This is a genomic window from Parabacteroides provencensis (assembly GCF_900232875.1).
Lineage (GTDB): Bacteria > Bacteroidota > Bacteroidia > Bacteroidales > Tannerellaceae > Parabacteroides > Parabacteroides chinchillae.
This window is the reverse complement of record NZ_LT960488.1, coordinates 326,081-345,514: the sequence shown is the minus strand read 5'-3', so window position 1 is coordinate 345,514 and position 19,434 is coordinate 326,081. Positions and strand designations below refer to the sequence as shown.

20 protein-coding genes are annotated in these 19,434 nt (G+C 45.9%); 3 read left to right on the top strand and 17 right to left on the bottom strand.

What is annotated here, in order from left to right:
- Positions 1 to 169: 169 nt before the first annotated feature.
- Positions 170 to 436 (top strand): hypothetical protein, encoded by a 267-nt coding sequence (locus CTY47_RS01505; RefSeq protein ID WP_099463104.1) that lies wholly within the window; start codon positions 170 to 172, stop codon positions 434 to 436.
- 2 nt (positions 437 to 438) lie between these two features.
- Here CTY47_RS01505 and CTY47_RS01500 read toward each other — a convergent pair whose 3' ends face one another.
- The 7 genes from CTY47_RS01500 to CTY47_RS01470 are packed head-to-tail and all read right to left on the bottom strand — an operon-like array spanning position 439 to position 7,806.
- Positions 439 to 1,365 (bottom strand): leucine-rich repeat protein, encoded by a 927-nt coding sequence (locus CTY47_RS01500; RefSeq protein ID WP_099463103.1) that lies wholly within the window; start codon positions 1,363 to 1,365, stop codon positions 439 to 441.
- Entirely contained in the window at positions 1,355 to 1,690 is a 336-nt protein-coding gene (locus tag CTY47_RS01495) for a hypothetical protein (protein WP_099463102.1), read from the bottom strand. The genes CTY47_RS01500 and CTY47_RS01495 overlap by 11 nt, the downstream gene beginning before the upstream one ends.
- Entirely contained in the window at positions 1,684 to 2,082 is a 399-nt protein-coding gene (locus CTY47_RS01490; protein WP_099463101.1) for a hypothetical protein, read from the bottom strand. The genes CTY47_RS01495 and CTY47_RS01490 overlap by 7 nt, the downstream gene beginning before the upstream one ends.
- Position 2,083: 1 nt before the next feature.
- Entirely contained in the window at positions 2,084 to 4,117 is a 2,034-nt protein-coding gene (locus tag CTY47_RS01485; protein WP_099463100.1) for a hypothetical protein, read from the bottom strand.
- A gap of 2 nt (positions 4,118 to 4,119) precedes the next feature.
- On the bottom strand, positions 4,120 to 5,157 hold the full coding sequence (locus CTY47_RS01480; protein WP_099463099.1) for a hypothetical protein: 1,038 nt from the start codon (positions 5,155 to 5,157) through the stop codon (positions 4,120 to 4,122).
- Between the two features lies 1 nt (position 5,158).
- Positions 5,159 to 6,355, bottom strand: a complete 1,197-nt coding sequence (gene metK, locus CTY47_RS01475; RefSeq protein ID WP_099463098.1) for a methionine adenosyltransferase — start codon at positions 6,353 to 6,355, stop codon at positions 5,159 to 5,161.
- Entirely contained in the window at positions 6,352 to 7,806 is a 1,455-nt protein-coding gene (locus CTY47_RS01470; RefSeq protein WP_099463097.1) for a hypothetical protein, read from the bottom strand. Before CTY47_RS01470 ends, metK begins: the two co-directional genes overlap by 4 nt.
- 155 nt (positions 7,807 to 7,961) lie before the next feature.
- On the opposite strand from CTY47_RS01470, the gene CTY47_RS01465 reads away from it, so the two are divergent.
- Entirely contained in the window at positions 7,962 to 9,419 is a 1,458-nt protein-coding gene (locus tag CTY47_RS01465) for a hypothetical protein (RefSeq protein ID WP_099463096.1), read from the top strand.
- 100 nt (positions 9,420 to 9,519) lie between these two features.
- Here CTY47_RS01465 and CTY47_RS01460 read toward each other — a convergent pair whose 3' ends face one another.
- The 8 genes from CTY47_RS01460 to CTY47_RS01420 form a co-directional block, all read right to left on the bottom strand.
- Positions 9,520 to 11,844, bottom strand: a complete 2,325-nt coding sequence (locus tag CTY47_RS01460; protein ID WP_099463095.1) for a phage tail tape measure protein — start codon at positions 11,842 to 11,844, stop codon at positions 9,520 to 9,522.
- Positions 11,845 to 12,151: 307 nt separating this feature from the next.
- Positions 12,152 to 12,511, bottom strand: coding sequence for a hypothetical protein (locus tag CTY47_RS01450; RefSeq protein WP_099463093.1), 360 nt, complete (start codon positions 12,509 to 12,511; stop codon positions 12,152 to 12,154).
- Positions 12,508 to 12,936 (bottom strand): phage major tail protein, TP901-1 family, encoded by a 429-nt coding sequence (locus CTY47_RS01445; protein ID WP_099463092.1) that lies wholly within the window; start codon positions 12,934 to 12,936, stop codon positions 12,508 to 12,510. Before CTY47_RS01445 ends, CTY47_RS01450 begins: the two co-directional genes overlap by 4 nt.
- A 2-nt stretch (positions 12,937 to 12,938) precedes the next feature.
- Positions 12,939 to 13,298, bottom strand: a complete 360-nt coding sequence (locus tag CTY47_RS01440) for a hypothetical protein (protein ID WP_143813310.1) — start codon at positions 13,296 to 13,298, stop codon at positions 12,939 to 12,941.
- The gene (locus CTY47_RS01435) at positions 13,295 to 13,816 is read right to left on the bottom strand and encodes an HK97-gp10 family putative phage morphogenesis protein (RefSeq protein WP_099463090.1); all 522 of its coding nucleotides are present in this window, start codon (positions 13,814 to 13,816) and stop codon (positions 13,295 to 13,297) included. Before CTY47_RS01435 ends, CTY47_RS01440 begins: the two co-directional genes overlap by 4 nt.
- Positions 13,803 to 14,114, bottom strand: coding sequence for a phage head closure protein (locus tag CTY47_RS01430; protein WP_099463089.1), 312 nt, complete (start codon positions 14,112 to 14,114; stop codon positions 13,803 to 13,805). Before CTY47_RS01430 ends, CTY47_RS01435 begins: the two co-directional genes overlap by 14 nt.
- Positions 14,107 to 14,721, bottom strand: a complete 615-nt coding sequence (locus CTY47_RS01425) for a head-tail connector protein (RefSeq protein ID WP_099463088.1) — start codon at positions 14,719 to 14,721, stop codon at positions 14,107 to 14,109. The genes CTY47_RS01430 and CTY47_RS01425 overlap by 8 nt, the downstream gene beginning before the upstream one ends.
- 3 nt (positions 14,722 to 14,724) lie before the next feature.
- Positions 14,725 to 15,933, bottom strand: a complete 1,209-nt coding sequence (locus CTY47_RS01420) for a phage major capsid protein (protein WP_099463087.1) — start codon at positions 15,931 to 15,933, stop codon at positions 14,725 to 14,727.
- A gap of 131 nt (positions 15,934 to 16,064) precedes the next feature.
- Between CTY47_RS01420 and CTY47_RS01415 the strand changes: the two genes are divergently transcribed.
- A complete protein-coding gene (locus tag CTY47_RS01415; protein WP_099463086.1) occupies positions 16,065 to 17,042 on the top strand; it encodes a DUF2971 domain-containing protein in 978 nt (325 codons plus the stop codon).
- A gap of 2 nt (positions 17,043 to 17,044) precedes the next feature.
- Here CTY47_RS01415 and CTY47_RS01410 read toward each other — a convergent pair whose 3' ends face one another.
- Together CTY47_RS01410 and CTY47_RS01405 are read right to left on the bottom strand one after the other, a co-directional pair.
- Entirely contained in the window at positions 17,045 to 17,698 is a 654-nt protein-coding gene (locus CTY47_RS01410; RefSeq protein ID WP_099463085.1) for an HK97 family phage prohead protease, read from the bottom strand.
- A complete protein-coding gene (locus CTY47_RS01405) occupies positions 17,658 to 18,890 on the bottom strand; it encodes a phage portal protein (protein ID WP_099463084.1) in 1,233 nt (410 codons plus the stop codon). The genes CTY47_RS01410 and CTY47_RS01405 overlap by 41 nt, the downstream gene beginning before the upstream one ends.
- Between the last annotated feature and the right edge of the window lie 544 nt (positions 18,891 to 19,434).

Here is a 19,434-nt window from a genome sequence, read left to right as displayed (position 1 = left end):
GAATACATAACCGACGCAGTAAGCGAGAGTAGAGGCAAGCTTGCTTGACTATGCCGAGCTATAAGGAGGAAATCGAGCGATAGCGAAGATAAAGATGCGAAATGACTGGCGTGTTCGGAAAGATTGTGTTACCTTAGATTCAAGATAAACAACTAATACAAAGCAAATTATGGCAAAGAGAATAACAACCGCAGAGGCAACCGAAATGGCACAATTCTTCCTCAGTAAGAAATACGCAGGTACAATATCAGACTTCAGAGTCCACACAGAGGCCGGCGGTTCAAAAGCCATCGCAACCTGCAAGGTGGATTGCAAAATGTGGAATCAACACTTCAAAGTAGAGGTGGTTATGGATGCGGTTTACAATACCATCGAAGCCAGAGAGTATCACCACGAAGACAACCTTTCATTCTACCGCAATCCCGACCTGCAATAACTCTAAACAGTTAATAAACTCCACCCTTTATCCGAGGCGATCTGTTTGGTTGCTTCGGATATTTTGTTTGCGAGGGCTTTGGTGAGGGTGACTGTTCGAGGCTGTAGCGGTGAGGCGACAAGGGCGGTCATTATGCTGATGACAGAGGTTTCGGCCAGATTGTCGGCATAGAGGGTGATGTTTTGCGAGATTGTGCCGTTTACCCTAATAATTGTAAGAGAGTTGAGTTTGGTATAGAGGTTTTGGCCTATATTTATTTCCGTTTGCGATGAGCTGAAATCGATGCCTTCGATCCGCTCAAGTGCGGTGCATCCATTGATAAAATTGGTGAATTGAGTGGCTTTTGTGGTATTGAGTTCCGGCAATATCTGCAAACTACTGCATCCATTGAAAATATCGACTAACATTATCGCGCCGGAAAGATCCTGCCGATGGATTCGCTGAATGCTGTTACATCCATAAAATGCCTGCCTCCAAATCTTGATATTATGGCTACTGGGCATATCAATCTCAACCATGCCTTTGTTGTTGAAACAGATGGCACTCACATCCTCCACGCTACTCCAATCAAGTGTTGGCAGAGATAACAGAAAGGGATTGCCTCGAAAACGGTTCGACATATTGGGTATTACCTTATCTTGGAACGCTGGAATAAAATGAGATGAAATATCCCGACAGTTGGTATAATCAGTAATTTTCTCGCAGGTGACAATGCTCTCCTGCAGGACTCGTTGGAGCCAGGAATTGTCAAACCGCCCTTGTTGCAGGAGTGCATCAATTACACCGCCACTTGACGGTGGATCCGGAACAAACTCTTGAATCGGCATATCCTGTGTTCGGAATTCCAATTTTAGAATGTATGGGCGTGTTTCGGTGTATGCTACCGTTGCCGACAACTCCTCTTGGCTGATCTCCACTTTAATCTTCATAGACTTTTCCCCCGATTACATAAGGTTGCCAATACATCTCCACTCGCTCTTTACAAATCAATACCGCATCAGCTGAGTAGACTGCAATCTCCATCCGCAAATCACCGCAGAAGTTTTTGGTAACGCTGTTTGGAAGCGTAAGCGAATAGACACCTGCTTCGATTTGCTTGATATCATCGGGAGAACTCCCTTGGTATTTCACCATATTGTGGCTATTGCAGAGAATGAGTTTTATTCTTGTGGATGGCTCTAAGGCTTTGGGAGTGATTCCATCGCTTTCAAAGAGCCGAAAGATAATCTCTGTGGTTGCACCTTGTTTTAGCATAGTTGTTCGAGTTCGTTGATTCGGTTGCGTAGTAGTTGTCGCTCGGAATGGAGGTTAGCAAGGTAATATGGTAGCGGTTGTCCGGTTAATGCATATTCGTATGATTTGATAATCAGGTAGTCGGTGGCGGTTAGTTCGGATTTGAGGCGATCAATCTCGGCGGTGATTCTGTCAGGGTTGTTATCGACTACTTCGTAGTATCCGACAATCTGAAAGCCCTCGTCTCGGTATCGTAATTCTTGGGATTGAAATTCGGATAGCTGTATAGTTTGTGGTTGCTCCTCCACATAAATTTTAAATCCATCGGCGACCATCTGATTGATTATATCTTTATCTTGATCATCAGCATAAGTAGTGATTAGTTGTCCGTTATCAAGTTTTGCAAGTTGCATACTACCAGAATTTAGAGGTTAGAAAACAAAAGAAATAGAACTCGGCATCGTTGGCCGAAGCGTCATCCCCGGTGTATACCGTAAAGTTGCCGCTTGATTTGGTTACGGTATAAGCATATCCATAATTCGTGGCAAAGAGCACGAAGTAGTCATCAGAACCATAAAAGTAGCTTGAATTGGAAAAATTCACCGTATATCTGCCTGCCGATTGTCGGGAGGAGGTGATGTAACCACCCATAAAACTGATTACCCAACTTCGGAGTAATGTCCCATTAGAAGCCACCCTTCCGGCACAACTCAATCCGCACAATACATTGTTTGATCGATGTTTGGACGCATCACCTTGGAGGAATATTCCACCTGTGGCAAAAATGGCGGCAAACTTATCCGTTCCCGATGATGTGCTTTGCGAGGCAGAGAGATCGATGTAAAGTCCGGTTTTATATTTACCTGTGTAAGAGTTGCTGTAAGATTGGAGGATGCAGTTTTGAGCAATCGTTTCAGGCTGTCCCCAAGGCAAAACGGGAACGGATATTCCACTGCCTTCGGAAGAGTTTTGAAGTATGCCCTTATAAATCGAGATATTGGAGTTCGGATGCTTGACCTGCACCCCGGAGCCTTGACCCATATAAATGCCATCACTTGTGGTCTTTATCTCTACCACCGGATACGACTGAATGCCATCATAGAAGGCGATTGCATTGTTGTACTGTGTAATCTCCACTCTTTGTCCTGAAGCGGATGTTCGCAGATTTTTAACACCCAAGTTTTCAATATAGGCAAGTTCGGCCAACAGAATGCCTGTGGCCACGCTGTGAAATTCCCCTCCGAACGACTCCCAGTTGGCAGCGTTCCACGCTCCGGCAACACCGTTTGTCCCTTTGTAGATATAGTAACTCGAACCGTACTTGACCACGTTTCGTTGGTTGGCGGTATTGAAATAGGTGGTGGTTGATGAGAATATACCCCGATAGGTCAGCGTCTTGGCTGCATTGGATATAGCAGCATCGTACTTTTCGGTGTCGTTCATATCGTAAACTGTTGATGATGCCACATACCAGGTTACGGGAGCTGCACCGCCTGACAGATAGTAATGATTGATTGTGGAGAAAGTTCCTGTTGGGCCGCAGACCACCCGCCAGAGATAGATCTCGTATTTGCCTGTGCCGACCATCGGGGTCAACGCAACCGTTGTTCCCCCATTGCCATAAGCGTTGTGGGCGTTGCCCATCGTATAGCCGACAGGGATTTTGGCGATAATTCGAGAGACAAACACTCCGTTGGCACGAGTTTGAACGGACTGAACGTATCCTCCGTGATTAGGTGATGCCACACCATTTGTAGTAATCTGTAGGCAATAACCCGATGTGCTTGGGCAGTCGGATGGCCGTACGATCCGAGTTACGGAAACATTTCCGTTGCCTGCATTATTGTAGATGCCACAACTATTCACTCCGACCAAGAATTCAGGATCACGAAAAATCATTCGTCCGGTGATGCTATCGCCAATTTCGCCTTTCTCTCCTGTGTTGCCTGTATTGCCTTTCTCTCCGCTGATCCGCACAGCTCCGCTCCACGAAGTAGGTGTGGTGGCAGGTGGCACGACCGTTCCGGTTCGCATCCACAGGTATTCTCCAGTTGCGAGTGCCGGAGGAGTTGCCGTCCAACCCGATGTCGGGGCTGTGGTTGCCGAGCTGTTTTTGGCAAAGTTGTAGACGGTGTATTGTCCGTCTTTCCCATTTGAGCCATTCGATCCGTTATTGCCATTTGTACCATCAATCCCCGTAATCCGCACCGGAACACTCCACGTGCCTGCCACTCCGGTTGCACCGTTTACAGTAGCTTTCGACATCCACCACACGCCCGTAGCTGTCGGAGCATCCACCCAACCCGAAGGAACGGGAGTCGTACTCGTTGGTTTGGCAGGTTGAGTAGTCGAGGATTTGAATACATAGGCTGTCCAATTCCCTGTTGCTCCCGGATCGCCCTTTTCGGCGATATGAACCGTTATTTGTCCTCGTGCGATTACTGCCATGATTATTTCTCTATTTCAACTGTAAAAGTTGCCGCCACCGAAACTTCATCTCTCGTTACGGTAATGCTGCGCCCTGTTTTGATGCCCGATGTTCCCCAAGCGGCATCCTGAACACCAAGTTTATTGAACTTGCGCCATTTGCAAGTGGCTCCGGTAAAGAACGAATCCGGCAACAACGTTCCGTTCTGCCAACAGTTGACGGTCAGAACCGTAGAGGTCAATCCAGAAGTGAGTGTCGTGCCGGAGGGGGCAACAATCTCCACCTGGTACGGATCGGACATATCGGCAAAAGAGATAATATCCGAAACGGAGGTGTTGTATGTTCCACTGGCAGCATCGGTATCTTTGATTTCGCATTTGAACGACTCGAAGTTCAGCACCGCCGCTTCGGGAATGGTGATTTCGTTGGTGGTGTAACCCGTGATGCCGCCTGCATTGGCCGAGGTGATTTCTGCCCACGTTCCACTGCCGAGTTTGAACCATTTGTAGGTCACGTTGGTGTTGTCGATGGTCGAGCCTCGCCACATATCGCAATGAGCTTTCAGAGTTGCCGCATCGCCATTCTTAAACACCGTTCCGAGCGGAGCATAAGCAATGGCGCAGATTAACTGCCCGGCATTGGTAGTTTTTGTGTAGGTGATGGAGGTTTTAGCTTTTGTCTCGGCAGTTGTGTCGGGATCGACATAAATCACCTCGCACTCCACCTGCAACTGATTGACCGCAGTCATATTGTTTTTGATGGTCAAAGCATAAGGCGAAGCGGTCGCCGCCGTTGCTCCGTATGTCGAAAGCGTGGTCGAGCCATTGATTTTCCAAACGGGTACACCTTTGAGTCTCGATACCTGATTGGTCGCCACTCCCGTCACATAGACTTCGGGGGTAATCACCAAGAAGGGCGATGCCGTCCAGTTCGGAACATAGCTTGAGTTCTCCTTATTGAAAATCTGTGTGGTAGCCACATTGCTACCCAAATAGAGATTGATGGATTTACCATCGCTGAGATCCACAATCGTAATCTGACCTCTTGATATTACTGCCATATTAATCCAGGTTAAAGGTTTCTTTGATGCTCTCCACCATATCCAATCGCTCCCAGCCGAAAAACTCAATGCCGTCAACTGTGTAGGGCTTTCTACCGAAATGTCCATACGATGCGGTCGGCAGATAGATCGGACTCTTGAGCCCGAATCGCTCAACTATTGCCGCAGGACGCAAGTCAAATAGTTCAGAAGTCACCTCGGCAATCTCGGCATCGGTCAACTCCACTTTGGCAGTCCCGAATGTGTTCACCGAGATGCTCACAGGATCGGCCACGCCTATGGCGTATGCTAATTGTACCTGTACTTCATCGGCCACACCTGCCACTACAAGGTTTTTTGCAATATGTCGGGCCGCATAAGCCGCCGAGCGATCCACTTTCGAGGAATCCTTGCCCGAAAACGCCCCTCCACCGTGAGCTGCACGACCGCCGTAGGTATCCACAATAATCTTGCGACCCGTAAGTCCCGTATCACCTGCCGGGCCACCGATCACGAATCGTCCAGTTGGGTTGACCAATAGGCGGTAGTCGTCTTGGAATAGTTCGGCCAGTTGCGGATCTTTTGCCTGAACCCTCGGAATCAGATGTTCGGTGATATCATTTAGAATATCGTATGCCGAAACGGTATCATCGTGCTGTGTGGAAATCACAATCGTATCGACCCGAAGCGGTTTGCCATACTCGTTGTACTCGATGGTTACCTGGCTTTTGGCATCGGGCCGCAGATAGGTCATCACTTTGCCCTCTTTGCGAATGGCATCCAACTCCTGCAACAGTAGATGCGACAGAGCGAGTGTGGCCGGCATAAACTCTGATGTTTCATTGATGGCATAGCCGAACATGATGCCCTGGTCTCCGGCTCCCTGCTCGACTTGATCTACTCCTTGTCGAATATCAGGTGATTGCTCGTGGATTGCCGACAGAACTCCGCACGAGTTTGCCTCAAAACGGTACTCGGCATTGTTGTAGCCAATATCGGCAATGGTTTTGCGAACGGTTTGCTGGATATCCACATAGGCGTCGGACTTGACTTCGCCTGCCACAACCACCAAACCTGTGGTGCAGATTGTTTCACAAGCTACTTTAGCATTGGGATCTTGACGCAAAAATTCATCAAGGATCGCATCGGAGATTTGATCGGCTATTTTATCGGGGTGTCCTGCCGATACGGACTCAGAGGTAAAAAGGTAATTCTTCATTTTGCTTTATTATTATCATTGATTTGTACTTCACATTCAAAAGTGGCTCGGCGGTAAACATCCTCATTACTAATCATAACCGATTTGCCTGCGCCTTCGTGTTGCTGACTCCACACGGCATCGCCTTCTGGATTGTCAGATATCCGAAACCAGTTGAAGGCGTTATCAGGCAACGTGTCGGTAATATCTTTTGCCCCTTTGAATACTTTGGCTCGAAGCATCGTGGCAATATCGCTGTTGATAAAGTTCGAGCCGTTGCTCGAATAGATCTGTACCGAATAGGCATCCTCACCATCGTAGAGTTTGGTGATGGTGATAATGTCGTAATAAACTCCGCAGGCGAGGTAGCGCAAAGTGAGCGTGCGTTTTTCTCCCCATAGTTCCGAATCAGGAGATAGCTCAAAGGTGAGTGAACCGCTATCGGGAATGGTAATCCACTCCGAACCGTTTTTGTATTGCCACTCCCGTGCATCCTCCGGCGATGTGATGCCGAGTTCGGTGGCGGCCAGTGTTATGGTGGCAGGTTCGGGGATGTTGTCTTTGTAACGGAACACCTGCTCGCCCTGCACCGAAACTGCTCCCACAATCCAATCCTCACCCGTGTCGGGGTTGCGTTGCACCAAGCGTCCGCAGATGTAGGCATTTTCGAGCAAAGCTCCGTAGCCCTCAAGTTGCCCGAACACGGGATGGTTGATTTCCGAAAGGTCGCCAAGCTGCACTTTGATATTGCGTTGTTCGATCTTATCATCCGTCACCTTGTCGATGATACGGATATAGTTATGCCGCCCATCGAGGTAGATTGAACCTTGTCGGTTGGGATTGGGTTTGTTGCCCTGACGAGCCAAGGTCATAAACCGTTCGGGAAGAACGCCATTGAGTGAAATACAGTCAAAATGAACATCGTCAATGATTCCCGTTACTTCAAAGTAGGCGGTTTTGAATCCGGTAGGTTTGCCGTTCTCGTCCTGCGTGTAGAAAATACCTCGCAGAATATCCTTGTACTGAAAGTTGATCGTTACCTCGCCGGGCTTCTCTTTGAGGGTAATGAGAAAAATACCATCGTCATCATCCAATACATCGTCAATTACTCCGGCATCAGTTACCCAAAACTCGTTTCCGGTGGCGGTGATGCGGTTGTATTTGAGTTCGGGAACTTCGAGATACTCCTCAATGCTAAGGTTCTTCATTCGGGTATTGCCCGTCACACGCATATCGCCCGTGATTGCGCCGCCTGCCTTGTCGAATTTCTTTTCCAACTCCCCCGGCAGACCATCCACCTCCTCCAACGGATGAATGTGCTTCTCCGTTCCGATCGCCTTTTTCAGTTCCGCACCCGATACCTTGAGTGTAGCATCGGGATCGGGCGAATCCACCACAAACTCAAACAGATCGAACCCTTGCTCAATCACCGACTTGGCACTTTGTAGGTCTTTTATGCGTACTCCACTCATTCTTTATCAATTAGATGCGTGAAAGTACAGGCAGATTCATTAACTTTGTGGAAACTTTGTCACACTTGTATATAGGATTGCAGAGATAGTCGAACGGCAAAGGAGTTTGATAACATTATCTCTAAATAAAAATCCAATACATAGATCATATCAGTATGGCGTTAATTAATAAAATACTTCATCCGACGTTGAAACTCATTGACTCATTCAAAAGGATGAGGACAGGGCATGTAACAGGACTCTCTTTTGGATCAGATGCTGTAACGCTGATTTCAAAATCAGAGAATAGCATTAAATTGAAATTTGTAATTCCTATTACAGATTACTCTGCTGTAGACAATGCAAAACAGTCTAATCTACCAGAATTTCATTTCACGCATAACCACAAAAAATGGATAATACCTGCAAATGTGTCCAGGATTGAAAACATTCGTGATAATGTGCTTTGTGGTGGCTCTAATGATTTCTCATTAGCTTTAGATTCGCAGGCAATTTATGACGCAAAAATAGATATCAATCGCAAATACTTTTTTCGATATATAGTCCCGATCCCTAACCGTGCGTGGCATGATGACTATGATAGATACCATTATGAGAGTCATGGGAAGAATATTGATGGTTTGATTAAGATCACATGCCCTACAGATCAAATCCATTTATTTCAATTCGAATATAAAAAGCAATACTACCTCGTAATCGAATCAGGTGAAAAATATGAACTTGATCAGTTTGAAAAGGTGGCTTTTAATACACTTCTTACTCTTGGTTTTTTAAGTGGAACTTTGCATTTGAACGAAGTATTTATCGTTGCTGCCAATAGAAAAAGTTTCAATGTACCTGTTGGAATATATTTCAAAACATTGCGAAAATCCATTAAAGGTCAATACTCTATATTCACAACTAATGCTTATTCTGTTCTTATGCCATTGTCAGCAAAAATGACGGCTAAGGATGCCAAAGAAAGAATGTTGACGCTTATAGAAAGGCATTGGAAGTTCAGAATAGATAGGATTTCTATGGAAGTATTCTCAAATATGGTAACTCTTTTCAATGACCATGATTCAATAGCAAGAGCGGCATTAATGACTTTGTCTGCATCATGGTTGGAGCACGAAGTGCAGTCTGGGGTATATTGTATAGCATTCGAAACGCTTTGTAGTAAAATATATAAAACACATAGTCTCATTGCTCCTCGTGCTATCAGCGAGTGTAGCTGGAATTCATTAAAACCTGTATTTTCGGATGTAGTTACAAATACTACTTGTCTATCTGAAGACGAAATAAAGTTTATCAAGAATAAGCTGGAAAATTTAAATCAACCGACTAATGCAAGTAAGTTAAGACTGCCTTTTGAAGTTTTAGGATATAATTTGTCTCAAGCAGAAATTAAGGCTATTAACGATCGCAACAAATTTTTGCACGGTCATTTGAATATTGATAAGGGAGACAAAGAAATTGACAAGCTATTTTATACAAGTTTAATGTTTCATAAATTATGCTGTGTATTAATCCTTAAATTGAGTGGCTTTGAGGGGTATATCATAAATAATATTCCACTTCATGCACCATTCGTTAATTACGCCATACGCGAGTGGGGATTCAAAAGAATATAAGAACAAAAAATGTATAATTACTTATTTTCGGCTTATTCCATCATTTCCATATGCCGAACGATTAGCTTGAAAATAATTTGGCTCCATATAATATATATGACTACCCTCCCAACACATCAATCTTAAAATTCTCTTTACCGAGCACATATACCAAATCCCTGCCCTTGGCTGTCAGTTGACCGCTGAGGGCAATTTGTATATTCTGGGAGCCTCTGCCGCCGGACATCATTCCCTGTAGTTTGGATAGCGGAGCGATTACCTCCGGGTCAATTCGTGCATTGGGGTTATCACCCACCATTGCATAGGTTGGCCCGTAGGCAAGTCCACCCTTGGCAAGTTTCGGAGCGTTCTTCTGGGCATTTTTGTTGATGAGTGCCGTCATCACGGCTGCCGCCGCAACCATTGCCGCACCAATGGCAATCGCCGCCCAAGGGTTGGCAAGCACCGATTTGAGAGCCATCTTGAACGCAATAATCATCACGCCGAACTCGATCAACTGCGCCCCGATCTGCTTGAGAAAACTCGCCAACTGCAATAGAATCGCCTTCATCAATCCGTCAAAACCAAAATCCCCGGAGATAATCTGCCCGATGGCTTCTGCAGCGGCCTCGATACTTCCGGCGATAAAATTACTCAGCGATTCATCAAACCCCTTCATTACCTCGCTCACCTTATCCGACACAAAGGTCAGAGCCTCCGAGAACTTCCACCCTTTGGCAACCAGAGCCTCGGTGTATTTGCCGACAATGGCTTCGGTCTCCATAATGGAAGATTGTAGCCCCGAACTTGTCACCTCCGCCCAACCATAGATCCCCTCGGTTACGGTCTTGCGGATCTCCATCATCTGTTGTTGCGCCTTGGTGATAATGGGTTTCAGATCAGGTAATTTCACCTCAAGGGCAGGCATAATGGGTTTTACGGTTGCTGGCAGTATCGGTTCGAGTGGTTTTCGGTTGAGTTGTTCGGGCGTGATGTTTTGCAGGCGGTTTAACTCCTCTTTGAGTTTGGCAATCTCGGCATTGGCGGCGGCAATATCCTCTACGGTGGCATTGGGCAGTAACTTTTTCTTCTCCAACACCTCAATCTTGGTGGTCAAGTCATTGATCAACCCACTGCCACGAGTGGTTTCGGTATTGACACCCTTGAGAGCATTTGCCATATCATCGGCGATCTTTTTTGATTCTGCCTCGACACGTTGCCGCTCCTCGTAGGCTTGGGTGTTTCTGCGGATCGCCTCAGTCAGGGCTTCCTCCTCCATTTTGAGGTTGTCCCGCCGTTTGCCTTTGTTCAGGGCGTAGGTCAGTTTGGAGTAAGGAGAGTTTCCCTGCCAAGGAGACTCCCGTTCGTTGACCTCCTGCAGACGCTTGTTCTCTTTGAGTCGCTTTTCGAGTGTGCCGAGCGACAGTCCCTCGAACTGTGTAGTCATATCCTCCTGCAACTCCTTCTTGCGTTGGTAAGCATAGAAGAATGCAGCACCCAACGCCAATACAGCGGCAACGATCAACCCGACCGGAGAGAGCAGAGCCGTAAATCCGGCAGAGAGCATCGGCAGCATTCGGATAATACCACCCACGCCCATTGCCAATGGCCCGATAGCGGCAGCAATACCCGCTACGATAACGATCACCTCACGCATCTGAGGATTTATATTTTGAAGCACCGCCACTACTTGCGACAACGCTCCGACAATCTTGTTCACCACAGGCATCAGAGTTGCCCCTATCTGTTCCAAGAAATCACCCCATGAGTTTTTGAGTTGTTGCAATGCGCCGAGTCCCACTTTGGCTGCCGCTTCTGCCTGACCACCGTATTGTCGCTCCAACTCCTCCAATATCAACCCCTGCGCTTCGGCAAGGCGATTGGTCTCAGCAAGGTGTTTAATCGTAGCCGTATGCTCTTTGGAGAACTGAATACCTGCACGGGAGAGTGCCGTCAGATTTTTAACCGGATCGTTAAGTGCCTTACCCAACTGTATGGATGCGGACTTCAGATCACCGTCTAAGACGGTCGCCAGGTCGAGAGCCACCGCCTGCGTCCGTTTGAAATTCTCGCCTGCGATATTAGTAAAAGTGAGTAGTTGAGCGGTGGAGTCATTGAGTATCTTCTCATCCCCGAAGATGGTTTTGCCTTGTAGTTCGGAGGCAAAGCGTTTGAGTTGGTCGAAGTTGAGTTTAGCTGCACCGCCTGTCGATTTGATTGCCTGCTGTACCTTGGCTTCGGCTTTCGCCTGTGTATCGGCCAACGAAAGAGATACCGCACCCAAAGCGACAAGGGGAGCTGTCACTTTGAGCGACATCTCCTTACCGACTTTGTCCAACCGTTTGGTCAGCGCGTCCAATCCTTTCTCTACCTGCTTGGCTTTTTGCTGAAACTCATACGAGTCCGCACCAATCTTAATCAGCAGGTCGGCTATTCTTCGACTCATTTATTTAGAATATCATTTACTCGTTTTTTGCGTTCTTCCATCGTTAGTTCCTGCTGAATTGAGACGACCTCCTCCCAAGGCAGAGGAAACATCTGCGTCATTGGTTGCCGATCCTTTTTGTCGAGTTGGATACAGGTGGCAACCCATACAGACCATCGTTCCCGTTCCCACGCCTGTTTGGTGCGATTTTGCTCCAATTCACTCCAACCGATCCATGCGTAGATAAATTCAGCAGGAGTCAGCGCATTGAAATCATCGGGCCGCAAACCCATTTGTCCGACAGCAACGGCAAACCATTTTTCGTAGGTTACTCGCTCTGACTCTCCATCGCTATCGGCTGTACGTTTGGGTTTAATGCTCCCAACTTATCGGTCAGCGGAATCACCGCCTCCATAAAGATTTCCGATACTTCGAGAATCAGTTTCGGGTTCTCATCAAAGAGATCCCATACCTCGTCTTCGGTATATCGAACCTCGGATTTAGATTTTCTCGCTCCCTCATTCAGTCCCGAAACGGTCAGTGTAACAATAGAGTCCAGGCTACCGAGCGAATCGGTGGTGGTTACCGTATCGTGGAAATCTCCGTTTTGAAGTTTCGTGAACTCGTTGATCGCCTTGAGTCCGAAATGAATCGGCAAGGCTTTACCGTTTACGATAATCTCTTTCATGCTTGCGGAGTTTTAGGGGTTGGAGCCAGGTTGCCGCTTCCGGTGAGGCTGTACGAGTATGTTGCATTGTCGCCTGCAGGAGCACCAAGTGAGAATGAGGTGATAAATGCCTTGCCCGAATAGGTTTTGGTCAGTCCGGCCATCGGCGATTTGATCACCACATCGACAATCTTTTTGCTCAATACGATGCCGAGAATATCCTCGGAGGTATGAGCATTCTCGACCGAATCGTCTATTACCACCAAACCGTCACCATCCACCGACCACGATATGTCGCCCGGAGATTTCTCTTTGCCATTGGTATCTTTCGTTCGCAGTTCTTTGAGCTCCAAATCCACTTTTAGCGTATGCGTGGTGGCGTGAAGCGTGGTTTTCTCGTCCACCAAGAGGATAATATCCTCACCCTGTATTACTTTCTTTTCCATTTTTATATGATTCTGAATGTGAGTATATAGCCGTGAATATTATAATCCGGATAAAAACCATACTCCGAAGCCTTGTAGTAACATCGCTTGTCGGCAACGGGTTCTCCCTCCAACGCATGAATCACCAGATGCTTCAACTTCTCAACCTCCGACATTTTGGAGTGGTAGACCGACAAGTCAAACAGCGTGTTGTATCCGGCAATGCCGTGAATTGTTCGTACCGGAGTCTCCTCCGGCGTAGAGTATGCAGCATATGGCACAGGCGTTTCCGCATCCACCGCCCCGGCTTGTATCTTATCTCGGAGTTTGGGGATTGCCGCCTCCAACTTGGTAATCAACTCTTTTTTGAAATCGGTCATCATTTGACTGGTTTAAAATTCTTTGTTACAAATTTCTCTACTGCCGAAGCGAGTTCATCTCCGAAGATGGCTACCGTCCGTTCGTTGCTCTCCCGATAGGCTTGCTCTAAGAATGGGTTGGCTCTTATGCCTTTGACACTCTTAACAAATACCTTTTCGCCTTGCTGATTCACAAAGACGAGCATCTTACCCTTTCGGGATTTGCGGACATCAGATGTTCCTTCGTGGATGAATTTGCCGTAGTATTGATTGATCGCACCCTTTTTCTTGGTGCGCTCAAATACAGGCTTTACCGCTACCGACACCTCCGATTTCGATGCTTTGCGATCTTTGAACCGTACCACCCGAAGCATCTTTTTGAGTTTGCCACTTTTGATCGGCACTTTCCCCTTTGCCGATTGCAGCATTGGTTTGGCAGAACCTTTCAAAGCTGCAAGCAGCATACGTTTCTGCATATTGTTCGGCAGCTCGTCCAATATTGCTTTGGCCTCCTTGTATCCCTCAACTTTAATCTTCAACATTGGACTTGATGGTTTTTAGATGCAAATACTTTCGGCGCCCCTCCTCGTGAACGGAGGTGATCTTCATATCCCGACCATCGAGTCGGACAAACATTCCCGATTTGATTTTGTTGGAGTATCGAACCGTGAAGACCACTTCATTTTCGTGGATGATACGGCTGGCATAGAGATTCTCCCGACCACCACTTTCGGTTTTCTGGGCGTAGAATACGCCTATTTGCACAAGTTCCATCGTTCGCTCGTTGTAGTCATCTCGCTCTTGGCTGTAAGCCATTATTTCAATTCGAGTGTCAAACATCGCCGTAAGGTGTTACCCGCCAGGGAAGCAGAAGTTTTTCAGCGGTGAGTGAGAGTTCTGAAACAGAGCGGCCCACAATATTATCCGACTCATTGTCGTAGAGCGTTCCGAGAATCAAGAGGATAGCTGCTTTGATAGTATGAGGAATGTTCTCTTTCGAGTAGCCCACTACTGCTTTGATGGTGATTCGTTTACCGACATATTCGGAATCTACAAACAGAATGTCCTCGTAATCGGAGTTCAGCAGCGTATATTTATCTTCGGAAATGAGTTGTTGAGCTACAGAAAGCTCCAAGACCTCGGCAGTATGAATGGGCATACGGAGCAATATCGTGTCATCAGCAGGAGCAAGCAGATCAAAAACGACTACTTTTTCTCGAATAATCCGCCCGGTCATATCCTCCGCCACTGCAACTGCCATTTCGAGTTTAGCGGTAACCAACTCGTCGTTATAAGTGGAGTCACCCAATCGCAGATGCTGCTTGGCAAGTTCCAAAGTCAATGGAAACTCTCTGTACTGACCTTCGGTCTTCCTCCTTCGCACCTCGGCAGAGTCCAAGCGAGCTTGGCTCTGCTTTCGGTTTGTCGTCGGTTCAACTACTCTCATCGCCTAAGCATTGGCATGAACCAGTTTCTTGACAGGGTGCGTTCCGGCATCCAACAGAATACCGTCCACACGAGCGAAGCCGAACAATCCGATAGAGAGGTACTCTGCCAAGAGTTCGTTCAAACGAATCACCCGGAAATTCTTCACCATACGGATTTTGTACTTGGAGAAGTCCCCGAACAGCATCGAAGCATTACCTGCACCTATATTGGCCACATCGTCATTGAGAATATAGCTCTTGCCAAAGAGTGTCGGAGGTGTACCGTCTTTTGCTCCCTCTTGCCAGATGTAGCGTCCTGTGGTATCCTTAATTTTCACGAGCGACCACAGTGTCTCACGATTGAACATAAATCGTCCGTTACGTGCGTATGCGGAGTCCACCGATTTAAGCAGGTCGATAATATCGTCCAACTTAATGGCTGCGGCGGCAGGAGCGGCATCCGATGCGGTTGCCCAATTGATAATTCCTTTCGGTTTGCCTGTTCCATTGCCGATAGTCAAGTCCTCATTGATACCACGCCCAAAACTCTCCGCAAGCAGTCCACTCAGTAGTGACTCCAAGTCAAAGTTGCTATCCTGCAGTAACTCCTGCGACACAGGGACAATCGGAGTGCGGTAGGTGTAGGCTTTGAGCGTTTCCGAACCGAAGCTCGGTGCTTTCTTGGTCGATTGGTTGTACTCGGCAACGACTGTTGCTTTGGAAGTCGTGTCGTTGATGGTCGGCATAATCAGATCGCCTCCGGTCGAGGTGGTTAGAATCGTTCCGGCTTCGAACATACCGCCATATGCTTTGAGGGCGATTTCGATGTTGTCAGCGAGCGTTTTGGGAACAATCACACCGCCCGACAATCCGGTAATACCTGCACGTTTCTCAAAGATGGAACGGCTTTCGGGAGTGATCTCGTTACCACCACGCATCAGGTACTCCATAAAGGCAGTGCGGTACTCCTCGTCGGATGGTTGGTTTTGATTCTCTTTGCCTTGTGGTTTGTGGCGACTCTCGTAGGTCTGTTCCGCTTGGCGGCGTTCTACTTCTTGGAATCGCTCCTCCTGCTCGACCACCTTGTCGGCCTTCTCATAGTCGGACAACAGCGTGTCCCATCGGGTCTGCTCCTCGGCGGTCATCTCACGACCATCGGCACTCTTACGGAGTTCATCAATGGCGGTGTAAACGGTTGCTCGTTTCTCTCGGAGTTCTTTTAGTTTGCTCATTTTCTAATCGGATTTTTGATTGTTTTGAGGCAAACTTACCCTGAGACAGCTATGCTTTACTGAAACTTTGTCTCGGTTTGGAATATGATAATCATAAAGTTAGTATCTTTGCATCGATAACCAATTGAAAAATGAAAGCATATAAATACCGTTCAAATTTACTGGATGCTAAAACTCAGAAAAGACGAGATACGGATTCGTTATTGAACTATGAGTTTTATGCTTCTCGGTTTAGAGATCTGAATGACCCATTTGAAGGTTCATTCAAATTAAAAATGATAGATTCAGATAAAACAAAATTTTATCAAGGAGTGAATCCGATTGATAAAGGAATATATTCATTAGTGCTACCAAAGCAAGAAGACATATTTCCTTCAAATGAGTTGATGTGGGCGCATTATGCTGATTCACATAGAGGATTCTGTATCGAATATGAATTGGCGGAATTTGAAAATATCCTTACTCCTGATTTCGACATAAGAAATAGGATTAATATAGACTATCAACCCAATATGCCGTCAATTACAAATGCTGATTTTTTAGACGCTTTCGGCATTCAAAAGAAAGTGTTTGGCACAAAATCGTTGGCTTGGAGTTATGAAAATGAAATACGGTTGGTTTTTGAGAAGGCGGGAATTAAAAAATATTCCGATAATACAATAACAGGGATATATTTTGGATTACACATTGGTATTGATGAGCGAAACTTGATAGTTGATAGCCTAAAGAATAGGAATATATCTTTTTATCAAATAAACTGGATAGGAAATACGTATCAACTTTCATTTAGTCAGCTTAATGAAACAGATTTATACAACTATCAAATTGTCAGACAAAGTAGTAACCATATCGTAGATAACTATAATATTCTGTACAATGGAGTAAATAAAGATCGAGTTACGATGCAAAATTTCGTTAATGCGTTTAGAAGAGGAAAATCTAAGCCTATAAACATTACTATTTTTGATGATATGGACGTAGATAATTGCATTGATAAAAAGTCATGGGAAACAACAGAACAAGAACATCAATTATTAGCTAAACATTGGGTTGCTTATTCATCATTTGATGCTCCTGAAACTATTTGGATGTATCCTGAACGATGCTAATATTATCGAATGGATAACAGTTGCACCAACCGTTCCCTTGACTGACTTTCAGCAACGGAGCGGTTGGTTTCTTTTTGCTCCGGTTGATTGGTTTGCAGAAATTTCGTTTTGCGTTGTTCCAGGTGACGAACAGATGCTTCGGTATCCTTGTATGCCGGAAAAACTACGAGAGCGACATCAATCAGTTTGGAGAATTCGAGAATGGTGCGTTCATCGTATTCGAGACCGTTTTTCTCATCGGCATAAAGCCACTCGTCAGCCTCAACGATAAATTTGAAGGAACATTTATTGATATCGCCTCGGTGGACGAGTTCCAACATATCGTTGCCACGAGTCGTGTTCGGAGCTTCGAATGAGAACTTGAGACCGATATCGTCAACGGATAGGTTCAGAGTTCCGCTGATCGTCCGGGCCAGAATGTCATCCACATTGTGATTGAAGCACATAATCACATCCGAGAGGTCGCACTTCTCAAAAGCTGAACGAGCGATTTTCTCCCGAAACCAGCCCATAATCGGTTCGCTCCACGATTCGAACTTGGCGGCATACCCTGCAATGGTGCGACTGGCTGTGCCGACTTCTCGTTGCTCAATATGTAAATCGGAAATGAGGCATCTAATCTCGATTTCCTGTGGTTGAATTCTTTGGTTCTCCATTTATTGCGTTTTTAACGGTTTGCATATTCATTTGAACGAAATACTCATCACCACCCTCGTAGGCGTTCATATCTTCGAGCGAACGGATCTCATTGGCATTCATCGCACCAACGAAATTCATATTTTTATAATACTCAGAGCGGGTTTTTGCATCGCCACGTAACAGTCCATTAAGCCCGAACAAAAAGTAATACTCCTCAAACTCATCGTAGCGGAGCAACTTGCGATTGAACTCCTCCTCAAGTCGGACAAGGTATGGCATCAGGCAGTAGGTGACGAACTCCATTCCTTGGTGCTCAATGTTATTATTGGTGGCACGTTCCAAGTCAGCGATCATGTGGGGCGGAATGCCGTAGATGGTGGCAATCTCAGTCTTCTGAAACTTGCGAGTGGCAATAAACTGTGCATCTTCGGGAGGTATTGAAATGCGCTCATAAGTCATACCTCCTTCCAAAAGCAATGGGATATGGGCATTATGTAGTCCGACAGACTGTGCCACTAAATCTTTTTTGAGTCGTTGATATGCTTCGGGTTTGAGTGTCGATGGATATTTGAACACTCCCGACATATTACCACCTTGGTTGAAAAAACGTTCACCATACTCTTGTGCCGCCATTGTCAGAGACAAATTGTCCCGATGAACAGCTATCGGACTTTTGCCCTTAATGCCGTTGGTAGACAGACCTCGTAGGTGAATCAATTCATCATTGGGAAGCAGTTCTCCGTTATCCAATCTATAAAATAGCTCTTCGTTGGAATTGAGGATAGGTTCTACTTTAGCCGGATGAATCAGTTGAAGTCGGATTGGACGGGTATCCTTACCTCGGTGAATTCGGGCATACCCATTGCCCCACAATGCACACGAGATCATCAGGTGGTGCATCAGATCAAACCGATTGGAAAATGAGTTAGGGAGTTGGAGTAGCTTATGGCAAGCGTGAGCATATTGTCTCTCCCGACCTTTATCGGTACGCTTATAGAGGTGTATCGGTAGCGTTCCGACAGTCTCTGACAGGATACGCACACAAGCCCATACCGCCGAGAGATTCAATGCACCTTCTTCGGAAATATAAGGCTTGCGAGTCGCATCAGCAACCGTATCCGCCGTGAGAGCCTTGTTTACGGCATTCTCGAATTCGGCTGATACAACTCGCTCTTCACTACGGAATATATTAAAAGGAAACCACCTCATCAGTTACTCATTTTTGAGCAAACTTAATGAGGTGGCGGTGTTTTTTACCGAAACTATGTCTCAGATTTGGAGCATATTGGCAATTGTAGTAACTTTATGTGAAAATAAGATAGAATCATGGATGCAATACTGAGTTTTATAGTGAGTTATTTTGCAGGGAAATCATTAGATTACCTATTAGAAGATAAAGAAAATATAGCTACTGCAATTTCTGAAGTATATAATGAGACAAGGAAAACATACCCAAATACAGATGATATTGTAGATGGTGATATTAAGAAAATGCATTTTACATCTGCAAAAATCACAGAAGAGGCAGTTGTAAAATGGCTATTTGATGCCACATATTCTGTCAACGATTTGTGTGATGAACTTTCAGAAAGAAACAACATACAAGCCTTTACCACAAATGATATAGACAAATTTCTTTGTAAAATAGAAACTTGCTCAAAGCATCATGCCATTTTATCACCAATTATTGCAATTAAAAAAATTGAGGTTCTATCAAGTGATATTAAAACAATACTTAATCCTAATTTAATTA